This is a genomic window from Cellulosimicrobium sp. PMB13 (assembly GCF_051294865.1).
Lineage (GTDB): Bacteria > Actinomycetota > Actinomycetes > Actinomycetales > Cellulomonadaceae > Cellulosimicrobium.
The window spans coordinates 4,345,218-4,362,629 of sequence record NZ_CP145910.1 but is presented as its reverse complement, the minus strand read 5'-3'; the positions used below and the strand labels follow the sequence as shown (position 1 = coordinate 4,362,629).

Sequence of the window (17,412 nt, the reverse complement as noted above, 5' to 3'; positions counted from 1 at the left end):
GCGACCATCGACCGGATGGCCGTCCTCCGCACCCACCCCGTCCTGGACCCGCTCGGGCCCGCCCGTACCCGTTCCCGACGGCGCGCGCCCGCCCTCGTGGCCCTCCTCGCGGTGGGGACGACGCTCGCTGCCTGCACGGGTGGATCGTCCCCGGACCCGAGCCCGAGCGGGAGCGCCGCCACGACGACGGAGGAGGCCCCGTCGGCGCGGGCCGCAGCGGTCGAGGGCGTGGCGACGCTGCCCGAGGAGGACGCCGCCGGGCTGAGCCTCTCGGCGAGCCGCACGTTCTTCGCCGCCTCTCCGCTCGCGGTGCTCGTGCCGGCCGCGTCGAGCACCGACCCGGCGACGCTCGCCGTGGCCGGCGCCGCGGCCGAGTCCGTCGCAGGCCCGGTGCTCGTCGTGGGCGAGGGGGACGGCGGCGACGGTGTCGCCGAGGAGCTGCGACGCCTGGGTGCCGAGGGGGCCGTGGTCGTCGAGGGCGCACCGGAGGCGGCACCGGAGCCGTCCGGCACGGAGGAGGCCGGCAGCGGTGAGGCGGTTCGCGAGGAGTCGCCCGGAACCGGTGCCACGCCGTCGAGCCTGCCCGGCGTCCCCGGCCTGGACGACCTGGTGACCGTCGTGGTGGATCCCGCTGACGCGGCGCCCGGCGGCGAGCCGGACGCCGGGGCGCTCGACGCGGCGCTGGCCGACCTGCCGGCGACCGGCGAGCCGGAGACCCCGGCCGGCGTCCTCGCCCTGACCGACCTGACCACCACGCCGGCGAGCGCCGTCGCGGGGGCGACCGCCCGCGCGTCGGGCGCCACGGTGCTCGACGTCCCGGGCGGCGACCCGCGCGCGACGACCGCCACGGTCCAGGGCGTGCACGGCGCCGAGGCCGAGGGCGCGACGTCGGGCACCGTGGGCCTCGGCCCGTCGTTCGGCACCGCCGAGGACCTCACGTGGCGCGTCGAGACGGCCGCGACGGGCGTGGAGCTGCCGGGCGGGGGCCAGATCGCGCTGCCCGGGAAGCGGTACGTCGCGCTGTACGGGTCGCCCGGTGCTCCCGTGCTCGGCGTCCTCGGCGAGCAGGACGTGCCCGCGACGATCGCCCGCGCGCAGGAGCACGCGGCGCGCTACGAGGCGCTGACGGGCGAGCCCGTGGTCCCGACGCTGGAGATCATCACGACGGTGGCGTCCGGCTCGGCGGGCGGCGACGGGAACTACTCCAACGAGCGGTCGGCCGACCTCGTCCGGCCCTACGTGGACGCCGCGCGGGACGCGGGCGTCTACGTGGTGCTGGACTTCCAGCCGGGCCGGACGGACTTCCTCACGCAGGTCCGGGCGTACGAGGACCTGGTCGTCGAGCCGCACGTCGGCGTCGCGCTGGATCCCGAGTGGCGGCTCGGGCCCGACCAGGTGCACCTCGCGCAGATCGGCTCGGTGGGCGTCGACGAGGTGAACGCCGTGGGCGACTACCTCGCCGGTCTGGTCCGCGAGCGGCGTCTGCCGCAGAAGATCTTCCTGCTGCACCAGTTCCGCCTGTCGATGGTCGCCGACCGCGTGCGGCTCGACACCGCGCACCCCGAGCTCGCGACCGTGATCCACGCCGACGGGCAGGGCGGCCAGGAGGCGAAGGCGGCGACGTGGGCGAACCTGCACCGGGACGCGCCCGCGGGCGTGTTCTGGGGCTGGAAGAACTTCTACGACGAGGACGCACCGATGCTCACGCCGGAGCAGACGTGGGTGGTGCGGCCGACGCCAGACTTCGTCAGCTACCAGTGACTCAGATCCAGCTCGGCAACCACATGTGCAGGTGCCAGAACCAGTACGGCACCTGCATCCCGGTCCAGACCGGGTAGAAGAACACGCTCACGGCGGCGATCGTCGTGAGGAGCACGGTGATGCCGACGCGGACGCGCGACCGCGCCGCGCGCGAGTGCTCCGTCCGTTCGAGCGCGACGGTGAGCACGTACACGAGCGTCAGCACGACCCACGGCGTGAAGGCGATCGAGTAGAAGGTGAAGATCGTCCGCTCGGGGTACGCGAACCACGGCACCCAGCCGGCGAGGAGCCCGCTGAGGACCGCGAGCGCGCGCCAGTCCTTGAGCCGCAGCAGCAGGACGACGGTGACGACCACGGCGAGCGCCGCCGCCCACCACAGCACCGGGTTGCCGAGCGACGTGATCGCCCGCGCGCAGCGCTCGACCTCGCAGCCCGCCTCGCCCGCGTCCTGGGAGCGCCAGTAGAACGACGTGGGGCGCCACTGCACGATCCAGCCGAGCGGGTGCGACTCGTACGGGTGCTCGGAGGAGAGACCGGTGTGGAAGTCCCACATCTTCAGGTGGTACTCCCACAGCGAGCGCAGCGCGGGCGGGAGCCACGGCACGCCCTCGCCGGGGTTCTCGAGCGCCCACTGCCGCATGTACGACGCGGGCGTGCGGAACCACGAGGTCCACGTCGCGAGGTAGGCGAGGGCGGCCGTCGGGAGCATGACGAGCGCCGCCGGGATCGCGTCGACGAGCAGCGCGTCCTCCCACCAGCGCCGGATGCCGACCGTCCGGCGCGCCGTCGCGTCCCACAGCACCGAGAGGAGCGCGAACACCGCGAGGAAGTACAGGCCCGACCACTTGACGCCGCACGCGAGGCCCAGCGACACGGCCGCCGCGAAGCGCCACCAGCGCCAGCCGAGGTGCGGCCCGTACCGGCCGATGCTGCCCCCGGCGTCGAGGATCGCGCCGCACCGCTCGGCGAGCCGTCGCCGCGCCTGCTCGCGGTCCAGGAGCAGGCAGCCGAACGCGACGAGCACCCAGAGCATGAGCATGTTGTCGAGCAGGCCGGTCCGCGCGTGGACGATCGCCACGCCGTCGACGGCCATCAGGCCGCCCGCGACGATCCCCATCGCCGTCGACGCGAAGAGGCGGCGGGCGATGCGCGCCACGAGCACCACGGCGAGCACGCCGACGACCGCCGACGCGATGCGCCACGACCACGGGTTCTCCGCGCCGCCGAACGCCTTCATGCCGAGCGCGATCATCCACTTGCCGAGCGGCGGGTGGACCACGTAGTCGGCCGTCGGGAGGAAGGTGTCGACGTCGCCGGCCTCGAAGGCCGGGTTCGGCTCCTCCGGCCAGTCGGCCTCGAACCCGACCCGCAGGAGCGTGTACGCCTGCTTGACGTAGTAGGTCTCGTCGAACACGAGCGTTCCCGGGCGGCCCAGGTTCCACAGGCGCAGCACCGCGGCCACCACCGCGACGATCGCGACGCCGAGCCAGCCCCACAGCCGGTCGTGCGCCGTCGCGCCGAGCGCCAGACGACGCGGGCCCAGCAGCGCGAGCAGGAGGCGCTCGCGGTGCGTCAGCTCCGGGGCGTCGCCGGCCTCGCCGGGGCCGGCAGGGTCACCGACGGCCCCGGGAGCTCCGTCGTCTTCGTGTCGCGGGGCGTCGTCGGGCACGGGTGCGGGGGACGTCGACCCGGGGTGCGCGTCGACGGGCGGCTGGGACACGACGCCATGGTAGGGGTTCCGCGTGTGGAACCCTGGACGTCATGACCCCCGCGACCGACCTGCCCGACGACGCAGCCGCACCTCGCGAGGCGGGTCACCTCGTGCTCGCGGGCACGCCGATCGGCAACGCCGAGGACGCGAGCCCGCGCCTGCGTCGTCTGCTGGCCGAGGCCGACGTCGTCGCGGCCGAGGACACGCGCCGACTGCACGGCCTCGCGGGCCGGCTCGGCGTCCAGGTCACCGGACGCGTCGTGAGCTTCCACGAGCACAACGAGTCCGAGCGCGCCGACGACCTGCTCGACGTGGTCGAGGGCGGGGGCACCGTGCTCGTCGTGTCCGACGCCGGCATGCCGAGCGTCTCCGACCCCGGGTTCCGCGTCGTGGCGCGCGCGGTGGAGCGTGGCGTCCCGGTGACCGCCGCGCCCGGGCCGAGCGCCGTGCTCACCGCGCTCGCGCTGTCCGGGCTGCCGACCGACCGGTTCTGCTTCGAGGGCTTCCTGCCGCGCAAGGCGGGGGACCGGTCCCGCACCCTGGCCGCGCTCGTCGACGAGCCGCGCACGCTCGTGTTCTTCGAGGCGCCGCACCGCGTGGCGGAGGCGCTCGCGGCGATGGCCGACGCGTTCGGCGCGGACCGGCCCGCGGCCGTCGCGCGCGAGCTGACGAAGACCTACGAGGAGGTCCTGCGCGGGACGCTCGGCGAGCTCGCGGAGCGGGCGGGGGCCGAGCAGCTGCGGGGCGAGATCTGCGTCGTCGTGGGCGGTGCCCCCGCGCGGGGCCCGGTCCCCGTCGTCGAGCTCGTCCCGGCCGTGCTCGCGCGCGTCGACGGCGGGGAGCGGCTCAAGGACGTCGTCGCGGACGTCGCGACGGGCTCCGGGGTGCCCAAGCGCGACCTGTACGCCGCGGCGCTCGAGGCCCGCAAGGGGTGAGCGCCGCGGCGTGGGTCCTGCGGGTGATCAGCGTGACCGACCGCTGATCAGCCCGCGATGCCCTCGAGGGTGCCGGTGACCGGCTCGAGCTCGCCGTGGTACACGAGGCAGAGCACCTCGCGGTCGCCCTGCGCCCAGCTCTCCGACGTGGGGTACATCGGCCAGTAGTCGTAGACCGAGTCCTCGTACGCCGTCCCCACGAAGCCCGCGAACGCGTCGTAGCAGTGCGTGTCCGCGGACTCCAGCACGGCGTCCTCGCCGGGGTAGTCGCCGTCGGGGAGCATCGTGGACGCGTAGACCTCGTTGTCGTGCGGCTCGGCGCAGGGCACCACGGGGACGGTCGTGACCTCCGCGGCCTCGGTGCCCACGTCCTCCGGGTCCGTGGTGCAGTCGCCGACGGTCAGGCTGAAGACGTCCGCGTCCGTGTCGGCCTCCGTGATGGCGCCGGAGTCGTCGCGCACGGGCTCCGAACCGGGAAGGAGCCCGCACGCGCTCGTGCCGAGCACGGCGAGACCGAGGAGGAGGGCGGCGGGGGTGCGCAGGGACAAGCGCGGCATGAGGTCGCTCCGGTGATCAGGGGCGTCGGCACGGTGCCGACGACAGCACGCCGAAGAGTAGCGGTACCCGCCGACGCGCCACGACGGGAATGTTCGCCACGTGCTCAGGCCGCGCCGCTCTCCTCGAGCGTGACGCCCGCCGCCGCGAGCTCCTCGCGCGCCGCCGCGCCGAGCTCGGGCGTCACCGGCACGGTGAGGTCGGTGATCACCCGCGTGCCCAGGCCGAGCGCGTGGGCGTCGAGCGCCGTCGCGCGCACGCAGTGCGACTCGGCGATGCCCACGACGTCGACCGCGCCGATCCCGGCGTCGCGCAGCACGTCGGCGAGCGCGCGACCCGCGTCGTCGACCCCCTCGAAGCCCGAGTACGCGGCCTGGTACTCGCCCTTCTTCACGGACACGTCCGGCGCGAGGTCGGCGAGCGCCGGGTGGAGCTCGGCGTTCGCGGACCCCGCGATGCCGTGCGGCGGCCACGTGTCGACGAAGTCGGGCGCAGCGCTCCAGTGCTCGCCCGGGTCGACGTGCCAGTCCTGGGTCGTGACGACGAGGTCGTAGCGGTCGCGGTGCTCGCGCGCGTGGTCGGCGATGCGCTGCGCGACGGCGTTCCCGCCCTCGACCCCCAGCTCGCCGCCCTCGCAGAACGTGGGCTGGACGTCGACGACGATCAGGGCGCGGCGCGGCGCCCGCGTGCTCTCGCTCATGCGCCCACTCTGCCACCGTCCGCACCGCTGCGGGACGCCGGGCGCCGCGTGCCCGGTGGTGCCACAGTGGGAGGACGCCCGAGCACCGCGTGGAGGACCGCATGACGACCGACCGCCCCATCGGCTACTGGCTCAAGCTCGTGGACCGGCTCATCGACGAGAGCTTCGACGAGGTGTTCCAGCACACCGGTCTCACGCGTCGGCACTGGCAGGTGCTCAACACCATCCGCGACGGCGTGAGCGAGGAGACCGCGGTCGACGGCGTGCTCTCGCCGTTCACGGGCGCGGGCGTTGGCGGGCACGCGGCGTCGGTCAGCGCCGAGGTCGAGGACCTGGTCCGGCGGGGCTGGGTGGCGCGCTCCGACGCCGGGCTGTCGGTCACGCTCGCCGGCAACCACGCTTACCACGACCTCCTCGACGCGGTGTCGCGGTCGCGCGAGCGCGTCGCCGAGGGAATCTCGCCCGAGCGGTACGCGACGACGGTCGCGACGCTCCAGCAGATGGCCCGCAACCTCGGGTGGTCGTCCGGCGCGTGAGCGCCGCGCCGGAGCGCATCGCCCTGTCGGGCGTCGGCGCGCGGCGGTCAGCGGACCGGCGACTCGAGCGCCCACCGGTGGCCGAACGGGTCGACGATCCAGCCGCGGCGCTCCGCGCCCTGGTCGCTCGGCTCGCGGTCCGGCGTCGCGCCCGCGGCGACGGCGGCCGCGTAGGTCGCGTCGACGTCGTCCACCCCGAGGACGACGGCCACGGTCGAGTGCCCGACCGTCGCGGGGGCGTACGCGCCCACCTCGCGGTACTCGTCGGAGACGAAGAACGGGTCGCCGCCGACCTCGAGCGCGGCGAAGCCGACGCGGCCGTCGTCCTCGACGTAGCGCTCGCCGGTCTCCCGGGCGCCCAGCGCGCGGGCGTAGAAGTCGATCGCGGCGGCGGCGTCGTGCACGGTCAGGTAGGGCACCAGCATGGGAGCTCCTCGGTCGTGGGTCGTGGGTCGGGCGTCCTCGACGACGTCGCCGTCGCGACTGCTCTCCACGGTAGGGCCCGCGCGACGCGAGCGACAGGGCGGCCGACGGCGTGGACGCGGGAGCAGCCTCGCGGCGCACGGGCGTACGCTGCCGGGACCCGAGTCCCGCGCACCGCGGGCACGCCCGAACGAGCAGGAGCACTGCGATGGAGTTCCGCCGGATCCCCGGTCTGCCGCCCTACGTCTTCACGATCATCGACGGGCTCAAGATCGAGGCACGCCGAGCAGGGCGCGACGTCGTGGACCTCGGCTTCGGCAACCCGGACCTGCCGAGCCCGCAGATCGCCGTCGACAAGCTCGCCGAGGCGGCGCAGAACTCCCGCAACCACCGCTACTCCGCGTCGCGCGGCATCCCCAAGCTGCGCGAGGCCGTCGCCGGGCTCTACCAGCGCCGGTTCGGCGTGAGCCTCGACCCGGACACCGAGATCATCTCGACGATCGGCGCCAAGGAGGGGTTCAGCCACCTCATGTGGGTGCTGCTCCAGCCGGGCGACGTCGCGCTCGTCCCCACGCCGAGCTACCCCATCCACATCTGGGGCCCGTACTTCGCGGGCGCCGACGCACGCCAGGTCCCCATCGGCGACGGGACCGACGCCGCCGGGTACATCGACCGGATCATCGAGGCCTGGGAGCTGGGCTGGCCCAAGCCGCGCGTCGTCGTGCTGTCGTTCCCGCACAACCCGACGACCACGGTCGCCACCAAGGAGGACCTGCAGCGCCTGGTCGACTGGGCCCGCGACAAGGACGTCGTGCTCGTGCACGACCTCGCCTACGCGGACATGACGTTCGACGGGTTCCGCCCGCCGTCGATCATGGAGTGCGACGGCGCGCGCGAGGTCGCGGTCGAGCTGTACTCGATGACGAAGTCGTTCTCCATGGCGGGCTGGCGCGTCGCGTTCCTCGTGGGGCGCCGCGACGTGGTGGGCGCGCTGGCGAAGCTCAAGAGCTACCTCGACTACGGCACGTTCCAGCCGATCCAGATCGCGGCGACCGTGACGCTCAACGAGGCGACCGAGTTCCCGCAGGAGATCTCGTCCGTCTACGCGTCGCGCCGGGACGCCCTCTACGACGGCCTGCAGCGCATCGGCTGGGACATCCACAAGCCCGGCGGCACGATGTTCGCCTGGGCGCGCATCCCCGAGCCCTACCGCGACATGGGCTCGATCGAGTTCGCGACGCACATCGTCGAGGAGTGCGACGTCGCCGTGTCGCCCGGCGTCGGCTTCGGTCCGGGCGGCGACGAGTTCGTCCGGTTCGCGCTCATCGAGAACGAGCACCGCATCGGCCAGGCGGTCCGCGGCCTCAAGCGCGGCCTCACCCGCCTGCAGTAGCACCTGCGAGATCGACCCGTGCGTCGTGACGTCGACCTCCTGAGGGTCGACCTCGGCGCGTACGGGTCGATCTCGCGGGCCGACGACGCGCGTGCTGGCCTCCCGGCCGCGACCATGGGGTCATGGCGGCTTCCCACGGCACGACGACGCGGGCGCACCGCGCCGCGGCCGTGGCGGTGCTCGTCGGGCTCCTCTGCGCCTGCACGGGTGACGACCCCGCGCAGCCCTCGCCCGCGTCGTCGGGCACGCCGAGCACGGGACCGACGACCCGGGAGCCCGCGCCCGAGCCGACCGCGTCCGACGCGCCCGCGCCCGCCCGTCTCGTCGTGCTGCCCGAGGTGGGCGTCCAGGTCGCCGAGGTCGCGACCGGGCTCGACGCGCCGTGGGGCCTCGCGCCGCTGCCCGACGGGACGCTGCTCGTGTCGCTGCGCGACGAGCGCGCGCTCGTCGTCGTGGACCCTGCGACGGGTGAGGTCTCGCCCGTGGGCGGTCCCGGGGCGGACGAGCTGCGGGACGGCACGGTGACCGGGGGAGAGGCAGGGCTGCTCGGCGTCGCCGTCGGGCCGGCCGACAGCGACGCGCCGGGCGAGGTCTTCGTGCACCGCACCGCGGGCACCGGCAACGAGGTGCTGCGCGGCACGCTCTCCGGCGGGCAGCTGTCCGGGCTGACGCCCGTCGTCCAGGGCATCCCCGCCGCGTCGACGCACGACGGCGGCCGGCTCGCGTTCGGGCCGGACGGCCTCCTCTACGTCGCGACGGGGGACGCCCAGCAGCGTGGTGCGTCCCAGGACCCGGCGTCGCTCGCCGGCAAGATCCTGCGCGTGACCGTGGACGGCGCCCCCGCGCCCGACAACCCCGACCCGGCGTCGCCCGTGTGGAGCCTCGGGCACCGCAACGTGCAGGGTCTGGCGTGGGACGCGACGGGACGGATGCTCGCGAGCGAGTTCGGGCAGGACACGTTCGACGAGCTGAACGTCGTGGAACCGGGCGGGAACTACGGCTGGCCGGACGTCGAGGGCACGGGCGGCGCGGGCGCCGGGTTCGTCGACCCGGTGACGACGTGGTCGACCGACGAGGCGTCGCCGAGCGGGCTCGCGGCCACCCGCGAGGGTGTCTACCTCGCCGGCCTGCGGGGCGAGGCGCTGTGGCGCGTCCCGTTCGCGTCGCCCGACGGCGGGGCGTCGCCCGACGCGTTCGGCGCACCGCGACGGGTGCTCGCGGACGTGGGCCGGTTGCGGACGGTCGTCGTCGACCCGGCGACACCGCCCGGCGACGACGGGAGCTCCGTGCTGTACGTCCTGACGAACAACACCGACGGACGAGGCGAGCCGCGCGACGGCGACGACCGGCTGCTGCGCGTGACGATCACGCCGGCAGGCTGAGCACGAGATCGACCCGGGCGTCGCGAGATCGACCTTCAGAAGGTCGACGTCGCGACCGACGGGTCGATCTCGCGAGTCCCGTGCGACGACGTAGCCGCTCACGGCGAGGTGGCCTGCGGGTTTGGTCCCTGATAACGAATCGGTTACGGTCGGGTGTCCCGTTGTGCGGTCGACCCCTCCTGGGTGTATGCGGCCAGACCGGGACGCGGCCGTCGCTCAGCTGTTCGTGAGCGACGACGCCGGAGGACCGCCGGATCGGCGGGTCGACCTCGGTGACGCCCGTGCCACGGCACGCCGGTGCCCGAGAACGCGCTGCCTGCGCACCGTCGACCGCTCGTGCCCGGGACCCCTGACGACTGGACCAGCGTGCAGAACCCCTTCCGCCCGCGCACGAGCGCGCCCGCGAACCCGACCGACCCGACCGAGAGCCCGAGCGCGTCGCCCTCGCCCGACGCCCCCCGTCCCTCCCGGACGGCCGCCCGCGCAGCGCGCACGCAGCGTGCCACGCGCCGCCGCCGCCTGACCACCATCTCCGCCGTGACCGCCGTGACCCTCGTCGGGTCCGGCGCCGTCGCGTACGGCGAGGCGCAGAAGACCGTGACGCTCGACGTCGACGGCGAGATCCGGACGGTCACGACCGTCGCCGGGTCCGTGCAGGGCGCGCTCGACGCCGCGGGCGTCGACATCGACTCCCGCGACCTGGTCGCCCCCGAGGCCGACGCGTCCCTCGAGGACGGCGCCGAGGTGGTCGTCCGCCTCGGCAAGCAGGTGACCGTCCAGACCGACGGCGAGCAGTCCGACGTCTGGCTCACCGCCCTCGACGCCGACGAGGCGCTCCAGAGCCTCTCGGAGCGCGGCGGCGACGTGCGGCTCGTCGCGTCCCGCTCGGGTGACCGCGCCTCCCTCGACCTCGACCTCGACACCGACGGACCGGTGAACGTCGTCGCCGACGGCAAGACCACGGTCGCGCCCGACGGCGGCGTCGGCGTCGACGCCCTCCTCGCGGACCGGGGCATCGAGCTCGGAAAGCTCGACCGCGTGAGCGTGCAGCGCGTGTCCGCACAGAGCGCGGACGCCGACGCCTCGGCGACACGCGACGCCGCCGCCGAGGCACCCGCCGCCGACACTCCCGCGGTGTCGCTCGTCGTGCAGCGCGTCGTCGTCGAGCGCCAGGAGAAGACCACGCCCGTCGCGCACAAGACGGTCGAGAAGACCGACGCCGCGCGCTACGTCGACGACCCCGTCGTGGTCGAGCAGGAAGGTCGCGACGGCGTCATGACCACGGTCACCGACGTCACGCTCGTCGACGGTGCCGAGTGGCTGCGCGAGCCCGTGTCGGAGGAGGTCACCACGGCCCCTGTCGACGCGGTCGTGGTCCGCGGCACCAAGGAGCGTCCGAAGGACCCGCGCACGATCGGCCAGCTCATGGCGGCCGAGCGCGGGTGGACCGGCTCGCAGTGGCAGTGCCTCAACTCCCTGTGGACCAAGGAGTCGAACTGGAACCCGTCGGCGGACAACCCGACATCGAGCGCCTACGGCATCCCGCAGTCCCTCCCGGGCTCGAAGATGGCGAGCAAGGGCGCCGACTGGGCCACCAACCCCGCGACCCAGATCGCGTGGGGCCTCGACTACATCGCGGGCTCCTACGGCACCCCGTGCGGCGCCTGGTCGCACTCCCAGGCCGTCAACTGGTACTGAGCCGGTACTGGGCCGACGCACGGCTCCTCGCGGGCCCGCGACCTCTCCGGAGGTCGCGGGCCTGCCGTCGTCTGCGGCGGAGTCCGCGCGGTCGTGGTCGCGTCCGCGATCCTGCACCGAGGGGGCGCGGTCTTGGTCGCGCGATCGTGGTCGCGTCCGCGGTCCTGCCCCGAGGGGGCGCGGGTCTACCATCCGCCGCTCGTTCCTCGCGGCTCCCGCCAGACCCGCCACGACCCGCGCCCCCTCGGCTCCGGCCCGCTCGTCCCGCACCTCGCCGAGGCGACCCGGCCGCACGAGCCGCCAGACGGCGTCGGGCACGACGGAGCGCGCGGGGTACGCGGGGGTGACGCGACCGCCGAGGTCGGGACGGGGGATGAGGCGGCGGGCCGTGGTGGGTCTGGCGGGAGCCCGCGAGGAACGAGCGGGCGGATGGTAGGCCCGCCGCCTCATCCCCTGGCACGACCGGACGTGACCGGTCGAGACGACGGACGCCTGACCGACCCTCTGGAGCGGCCGACTAGGATCGGGCCCCATGACCCACATCCTCTCGGCCGTGGCGTGGCCGTACGCGAACGGCCCGCGCCACATCGGTCACGTCGCAGGTTTCGGTGTCCCGTCGGACGTCTTCAGCCGGCACATGCGGATGGCGGGTCACGACGTCCTCATGGTGTCGGGCACCGACGAGCACGGCACGCCGATCCTCGTCCAGGCGGACAAGGAGGGTGTCAGCGCGCAGGAGCTCGCGGACCGGTACAACCGCGTGATCGTCGAGGACCTCCAGCAGCTCGGGCTGAGCTACGACCTGTTCACGCGCACCACGACGCGCAACCACTACGCCGTCGTGCAGGAGATGTTCCGCACGGTGCACAAGAACGGCTACATGGTCGAGCAGACGACGATGGGCGCCATCTCGCCGTCGACGGGCCGCACGTTGCCGGACCGCTACATCGAGGGCACGTGCCCCATCTGCGGGTACGACGGCGCGCGCGGCGACCAGTGCGACAACTGCGGCAACCAGCTCGACGCGATCGACCTCATCAACCCGAAGAGCCGCATCAACGGCGAGACGCCGAAGTTCGTCGAGTCGAACCACTTCTTCCTCGACCTGCCGGCGTTCGTCGACGCGCTGGGGAACTGGCTGCGGACCCGGACCGCGTGGCGCCCGAACGTCCTGAAGTTCTCCCTCAACCTGCTCGACGACGTGCGCCCGCGCGCCATGACGCGCGACATCGACTGGGGCATCCCCGTCCCGCTCGAGGGCTGGGAGGACAACCCGAGCAAGCGCCTCTACGTGTGGTTCGACGCGGTCATCGGGTACCTGTCGGCGTCGATCGAGTGGGCGCGCCGGACGGGCGACCCGGACGCGTGGCGCGCGTACTGGAACGACCCGGAAGCCCGCTCGTACTACTTCATGGGCAAGGACAACATCACGTTCCACTCCCAGATCTGGCCGGCCGAGCTGCTGGCCTACGACGGGCGCGGGAACAAGGGCGGGGCGCCGGGCCCGTACGGGAACCTGCAGCTGCCGACCGAGGTGGTGTCGAGCGAGTTCCTCAACGTCGAGGGGCAGAAGTTCTCGTCGTCGCGCGGCGTCGTCATCTACGTGCGCGACATGCTCGCGCGCTACCAGCCGGACGCGTTCCGCTACTACGTGGCGTCGGCCGGTCCGGAGACGCAGGACGTCGACTTCACGTGGGCCGACTTCCAGCGCCGCACGAACGACGAGCTCGTCGCGGGGTGGGGCAACCTCGTGAACCGCACGGCGAGCATGGTGCACAAGAACTTCGGCGAGATCCCGACGCCGGGGGAGCGGCACCCGATCGACGAGGGCGTGCTCGCGACGACGACCACGGCGTTCGGCCGGGTCGGCGACCTCATCGCGACGCACCGCCAGCGCGCCGCCGTGGCCGAGGCCATGAAGACCGTCGGCGAGGTGAACAAGTACGTCTCGGACACCGAGCCGTGGAAGCTCAAGACGGACCCGGAGCGCCTCGGGACCGTGCTGCACACGGTGACGCAGGCCGTGAGCGACCTCAACACGATCCTCTCGCCGTTCCTCCCGCACTCGGCGCAGCAGGTGCACGAGGCGTTCGGCGGCACCGGCACCTTCGCGCCGCAGCCGCGCATCGAGGAGGTCACCGACCTCGACGACGACTCGCGGCACTACCCGGTGATCACCGGGGACTACCGGAGCGGGCAGGGTGGTGAGGGCGTCCCGTCGTGGGAGCCGCGCGCCGTCGTGCCCGGGACGCCGGTCGGCAAGCCGACGCCGATCTTCACGAAGCTCGACGAGTCGATCGTCGAGGAGGAGCTCGACCGCCTGCGCGAGGACGCCTGACCCGTGGCGAAGCAGCGTGAGCGGGGGTGGCCGCCGGACCCGGAGGCGCTGCCCGTCCCCGTCGTCGACAACCACACGCACCTGGACTCGATCGCGGACGTCCTGCCCGACGACGTCCCGCCCCCGAGCGTCGCGGCGCACCTCGAGCGCGCGGCCCGGGTGGGCGTCGAGCGCCTGGTGCAGGTCGGGTGCGACCTGCCGTCGGCACGCTGGACCGACGCTCTCCTGCGCGGAGACGCGGCGGACGGTGGGGCGGCCGATCTGCGGAGCCTGCTGGGCGCCGTCGCGATCCACCCCAACGAGGCGGTGCTGCACGGCGGCGTGCGAGAGGTCGGGCCGGACGGGCTGGAGCCCGACCCGCGGCCGCACCACGCGACGTCGCTCGACGACGCGATCGCCGAGATCGCGCGCATCGCCCGGGACAACGAGCGGGTCCGGGCGATCGGCGAGACCGGGATGGACCTGTTCCGTACAGGTCCGCAGGGTGAGCGTGTACAGCGCGAGTCGTTCCGGGCCCACGTCGCGCTCGCGAAGGAGCTCGGGCTCGCGCTCCAGATCCACGACCGCGACGCGCACGCCGAGGTGCTCGAGGTCCTGGCGCGCGACGGGGCCCCCGAGCGGACGGTCTTCCACTGCTACTCGGGCGACGCCGAGATGGCGCGGTTCTGCGCCGCGCAGGGCTGGTACCTGTCGTTCGCGGGCCCGGTGACGTTCCGCGCCAACGACGAGCTGAGAGCGGCGCTGCGGGAGGTCCCGCTCGGCCAGGTCCTCGTCGAGACGGACGCGCCGTACCTCACGCCGCACCCGTACCGCGGTCGCCCCAACGCCCCGTACGTGCTGCCGGCGACCGTCCGTACCGTCGCCGAGGTGACCGGCGTACCGCTCGCCGACCTGTGCACCCGGGTGGCGGCGACGTCGGTCGAGGTCTACGGGCCGTGGTGACGGGCTCATGACACCTGTCGTCGGCTCTTCGGCACGAACGGGAGGTTTCGCCCACGGTCACGTTTCGGCTACGGTCGGGTCCGTGCGTCGTCCGCGCTCCGCCGACGACGCCCCGAACCTCGTGCCCGGCGCTCGCCGGACGCCCGGCCCGCCGAGAAGGGACCGCCCGCGTGCTCGCACCTGACGGAACGACACGCCGCCGCGTGCAGCGGTTCGTCGCCCGGGGAGTGGTCGTGGTGGGCCTCGTGGGGGTGACCGGCGCGTTCGCGACGCTGCACAAGAGCGTGACCCTCGACGTCGACGGCACGCTCTACGACGTCTCCGCGTACGGGCGGACGGTCGGCGAGGTGCTCGACTACCAGGACGTCGGTGTCGCGCCGGAGGACCTCGTCGAGCCCGCGCTCGGCTCGTCGGCGCCCGACGGTGGGACGATCGTCGTCCGCACGAGCCACGACGTCGTGGTCGAGATCGACGGCCAGGAGCAGACGATCGCGACGACGGCGCGGACGGTGGGCGAGCTGCTCGCCTTCCTCGGACCGCGTGCCGAGGGTGCGGTGACGGACGTGTCGCGCTCGGCGTCGCTCGGGCGTCAGCCGGTGCGCGTGTCGACGCTCAAGACCGTGCACATCGCGGTCGACGGCGTGGTCATGCCCATCACGACGGCCGAGGCCACGGTGCGGGGCGTGCTCCAGACCGCGGGGATCGTGCTGGGCGAGGAGGACGACACGTCCGTCCCGCTCGACGCCGCCGCGGTGGACGGGATGCTCGTCCTCGTCAGCCGGGCGGCCGCGACGTCGGACACGCTCACGGAGGTCCTGCCGTTCACGACCGAGGAGGTCGAGGACCCCAACCTGCCGAAGGGCCACCGGGTCGTCGTGCAGTCGGGACGCGTGGGCGAGGCGGTCACGACGTACGCGGTGCAGACGCTCGGCGGCGCGGAGGTCGCGCGCACGGTGCTGACGCGCACCGTGACGACCGAGCCGCGCAACGAGGTCATCAAGATCGGGACGATGGACATCTCCGTCTCGGTGGACCCGGGCTCCGCGCGCGCGATCGGGCAGTCGCTCGCCGCGCAGCGCGGGTGGGGTGACGACCAGTTCGTCTGCCTCGACAAGCTGTGGACCAAGGAGAGCAACTGGCGCGTCGACGCCGACAACCCGAGCTCGTCCGCCTACGGGATCCCGCAGGCGCTGCCGGGGTCCAAGATGGCGACCGCGGGCGACGACTGGCGCACGAACCCGGCGACCCAGATCACCTGGGGCCTCGGCTACATCGAGGGCCGGTACGGCACACCGTGCTCGGCCTGGTCGCACTCGGTCGCCAAGGGCTGGTACTGACCGGCCGGGTCACCGGCGGAGCATCTCCAGGTAGTGCGGGTTCTGCATGATGCCCAGGACGTTGCCGAAGGGGTCCACGACGGACGCGGTGACGAAACCCTCGCCGTTCCCGCGCTCGACGACGCCCTCGTACTCGGTCGCGCCGAGCTCGAGGAGCCGGGCGAAGGCGGCGCGGACGTCGTCGACGTGCCAGTTCACGATCGCGCCGCCCGGTGACGCGGGCTGGGGCCGCGGCGAGTACGAGCGCGCGATGATCCCCAGCTCGTCCTCGTGGTCCCCGACGCGGAACTCCACGTAGCCGCCCGGGACCACGTAGTAGGGCTCGGTCCCGAGCACGGTGGTGTACCAGGCCGAGGCGGCCTCCAGGTCGTCGGCCCACAGGTTCAGCGTCGCCATACCTCGCAGCATGATGGTCGTCCTCTCGATCGGCGGAGCGGTCGTCGGGCGGTGCCCGGCGTCCCGTCGTGCGCGACCCCGGTGGGGCCGACACGAACGACGCTACGGCGCATCGAGGAACGTCCGGTTCCGCATTCGCCGCCGAGCGCGCAAGACTGGGGCGGTGCTCGACACCTCCGTCCGCCTCCTGCGGCTCCTCGCCCTGCTCCCGGCGCGCGCGACCTGGACGGGCAGGGAGCTCGGGGAGCGGCTCGGAGTGACGACGCGCACGGTGCGCAACGACGTCGAGCGGCTGCGCCTGCTCGGGTACGAGGTCCGCTCGACGCCCGGCGTCGCGGGCGGCTACCGCCTCGGGGCCGGGTCGGCCTTGCCGCCGCTCCTGCTCGACGACGAGGAGGCGACCGCCGTCGTCCTCTCGCTGCGCGCGGCGAGCGGGACCGTCGCGGGGAGCGAGGAGGCCGCGCTGCGCGCGCTCGTCAAGCTCGACGCCGTCCTGCCCGCACGTCTGCGCTCGCGTGCCGACGCGCTGCGCGCCGCGGTCGTGAGCGTCCCGGCGGGCGGGCCGACCGTCGACCCGCAGGTCCTCGCCGACGTCGCGGCGGCGGTGCGCGACCGGACGGGGCTGCGGATCGAGTACCGCGGCCACGACGGGGCGACCAGCCGTCGCGCCGTCGACCCCTACCGCCTCGTCCACGTCGGCAGGCGCTGGTATCTCCTCGCGTTCGACACCGACCGGGACGACTGGCGCACGTTCCGCGTGGACCGGCTCCGGCTGCGCACACCCGGCGGTGCGCGCTTCGTGCCACGGGAGGTCCCGGGTGGCGACGCCGTCGCCCACGTGCTGCGCGGCGTGGGGGCGACGGCCTGGCCGCACACCGCGCGCGTGCGCCTGCACGCCCCTGCGGCGGTGATGGCGGAACGGCTGACGCCAGCCGCGGGGGTGCTGTCCGACGACGGCCCCGACGCGTGCGTGCTCGAGACCGGTGGGTCGTCGATGGCGAACCTGGTGGGCATGCTGCTGTCGCTCGAAGTCGACCTCACGGTGCTGGACCCGCCCGAGCTGCGAGCCGTGCTGGCGCGAGCGGGGGAGCGGGCCGCGCAGGCGGCGGCGCGGAGCGCGTGAGGCCCGTCGGGTCGTGGGTCCCGCGCGTGAGGACTGCGTGGAGGGCCCACCGACATTCATGGAGAAATTCGGACAGAGCCTCCCATCCTAGATCCGTTCTGCTTGGAGTTCGATAACAGATCGGTTACGGTCGATCGTCGCTCGTGCGTCAGCCGTGCCGTCGTCCGTCCCTCTCGGGTCGG

The 17,412-nt window shown here is 73.9% G+C and carries 15 protein-coding genes; 10 read left to right on the top strand and 5 right to left on the bottom strand.

All coding sequences use genetic code 11. From position 1 onward, the window contains the following. The first annotated feature begins 15 nt into the window (after positions 1-15). Positions 16-1,761, top strand: coding sequence for a hypothetical protein (locus V5D56_RS19400; RefSeq protein WP_435736901.1), 1,746 nt, complete (start codon positions 16-18; stop codon positions 1,759-1,761). A gap of 1 nt (position 1,762) precedes the next feature. Here the strand turns inward: V5D56_RS19400 and V5D56_RS19395 are convergent, their stop codons facing one another. Then, positions 1,763-3,481, bottom strand: a complete 1,719-nt coding sequence (locus tag V5D56_RS19395; RefSeq protein ID WP_435736900.1) for a dolichyl-phosphate-mannose--protein mannosyltransferase — start codon at positions 3,479-3,481, stop codon at positions 1,763-1,765. A gap of 41 nt (positions 3,482-3,522) precedes the next feature. Between V5D56_RS19395 and rsmI the strand changes: the two genes are divergently transcribed. Then, a complete protein-coding gene (gene rsmI, locus V5D56_RS19390; protein WP_435736899.1) occupies positions 3,523-4,407 on the top strand; it encodes a 16S rRNA (cytidine(1402)-2'-O)-methyltransferase in 885 nt (294 codons plus the stop codon). A gap of 47 nt (positions 4,408-4,454) precedes the next feature. On the opposite strand, the gene V5D56_RS19385 is transcribed toward rsmI, so the two are convergent. Together V5D56_RS19385 and V5D56_RS19380 are read right to left on the bottom strand one after the other, a co-directional pair. After that, positions 4,455-4,964, bottom strand: a complete 510-nt coding sequence (locus tag V5D56_RS19385; RefSeq protein WP_435736898.1) for a septum formation family protein — start codon at positions 4,962-4,964, stop codon at positions 4,455-4,457. Between the two features lie 104 nt (positions 4,965-5,068). After that, the gene (locus V5D56_RS19380) at positions 5,069-5,662 is read right to left on the bottom strand and encodes an isochorismatase family protein (protein WP_435736897.1); all 594 of its coding nucleotides are present in this window, start codon (positions 5,660-5,662) and stop codon (positions 5,069-5,071) included. A 101-nt stretch (positions 5,663-5,763) separates the two neighbouring features. On the opposite strand from V5D56_RS19380, the gene V5D56_RS19375 reads away from it, so the two are divergent. Further along, entirely contained in the window at positions 5,764-6,198 is a 435-nt protein-coding gene (locus V5D56_RS19375; protein WP_435736896.1) for a MarR family winged helix-turn-helix transcriptional regulator, read from the top strand. A 47-nt stretch (positions 6,199-6,245) separates the two neighbouring features. Here the strand turns inward: V5D56_RS19375 and V5D56_RS19370 are convergent, their stop codons facing one another. Then, the gene (locus tag V5D56_RS19370) at positions 6,246-6,623 is read right to left on the bottom strand and encodes a VOC family protein (RefSeq protein ID WP_435736895.1); all 378 of its coding nucleotides are present in this window, start codon (positions 6,621-6,623) and stop codon (positions 6,246-6,248) included. Positions 6,624-6,829: 206 nt separating this feature from the next. Here V5D56_RS19370 and V5D56_RS19365 point away from each other — a divergent pair, with 206 nt between their 5' ends. From V5D56_RS19365 to V5D56_RS19340, 6 genes are all read left to right on the top strand, one after another. Further along, positions 6,830-8,014 (top strand): aminotransferase class I/II-fold pyridoxal phosphate-dependent enzyme, encoded by a 1,185-nt coding sequence (locus V5D56_RS19365; RefSeq protein WP_435736894.1) that lies wholly within the window; start codon positions 6,830-6,832, stop codon positions 8,012-8,014. A gap of 122 nt (positions 8,015-8,136) precedes the next feature. Continuing rightward, entirely contained in the window at positions 8,137-9,396 is a 1,260-nt protein-coding gene (locus V5D56_RS19360; RefSeq protein WP_435736893.1) for a PQQ-dependent sugar dehydrogenase, read from the top strand. A gap of 336 nt (positions 9,397-9,732) precedes the next feature. After that, entirely contained in the window at positions 9,733-11,094 is a 1,362-nt protein-coding gene (locus tag V5D56_RS19355; protein ID WP_435736892.1) for a ubiquitin-like domain-containing protein, read from the top strand. A 532-nt stretch (positions 11,095-11,626) separates the two neighbouring features. Continuing rightward, entirely contained in the window at positions 11,627-13,432 is a 1,806-nt protein-coding gene (metG, locus tag V5D56_RS19350) for a methionine--tRNA ligase (RefSeq protein ID WP_435736891.1), read from the top strand. A gap of 3 nt (positions 13,433-13,435) precedes the next feature. Continuing rightward, positions 13,436-14,374 (top strand): TatD family hydrolase, encoded by a 939-nt coding sequence (locus V5D56_RS19345; protein WP_435736890.1) that lies wholly within the window; start codon positions 13,436-13,438, stop codon positions 14,372-14,374. Between the two features lie 170 nt (positions 14,375-14,544). Further along, positions 14,545-15,711 carry a ubiquitin-like domain-containing protein gene (locus tag V5D56_RS19340; RefSeq protein WP_435736889.1) on the top strand — a complete coding sequence of 389 codons (1,167 nt, stop codon included), beginning with the start codon at positions 14,545-14,547 and terminating at the stop codon, positions 15,709-15,711. 9 nt (positions 15,712-15,720) lie between these two features. Here the strand turns inward: V5D56_RS19340 and V5D56_RS19335 are convergent, their stop codons facing one another. Next, complete coding sequence (locus V5D56_RS19335) at positions 15,721-16,107, bottom strand: VOC family protein (RefSeq protein WP_435736888.1); 387 nt, start codon at positions 16,105-16,107, stop codon at positions 15,721-15,723. 163 nt (positions 16,108-16,270) lie between these two features. On the opposite strand from V5D56_RS19335, the gene V5D56_RS19330 reads away from it, so the two are divergent. Then, the gene (locus tag V5D56_RS19330; RefSeq protein ID WP_435736887.1) at positions 16,271-17,230 is read left to right on the top strand and encodes a helix-turn-helix transcriptional regulator; all 960 of its coding nucleotides are present in this window, start codon (positions 16,271-16,273) and stop codon (positions 17,228-17,230) included. Positions 17,231-17,412 lie beyond the last annotated feature (182 nt).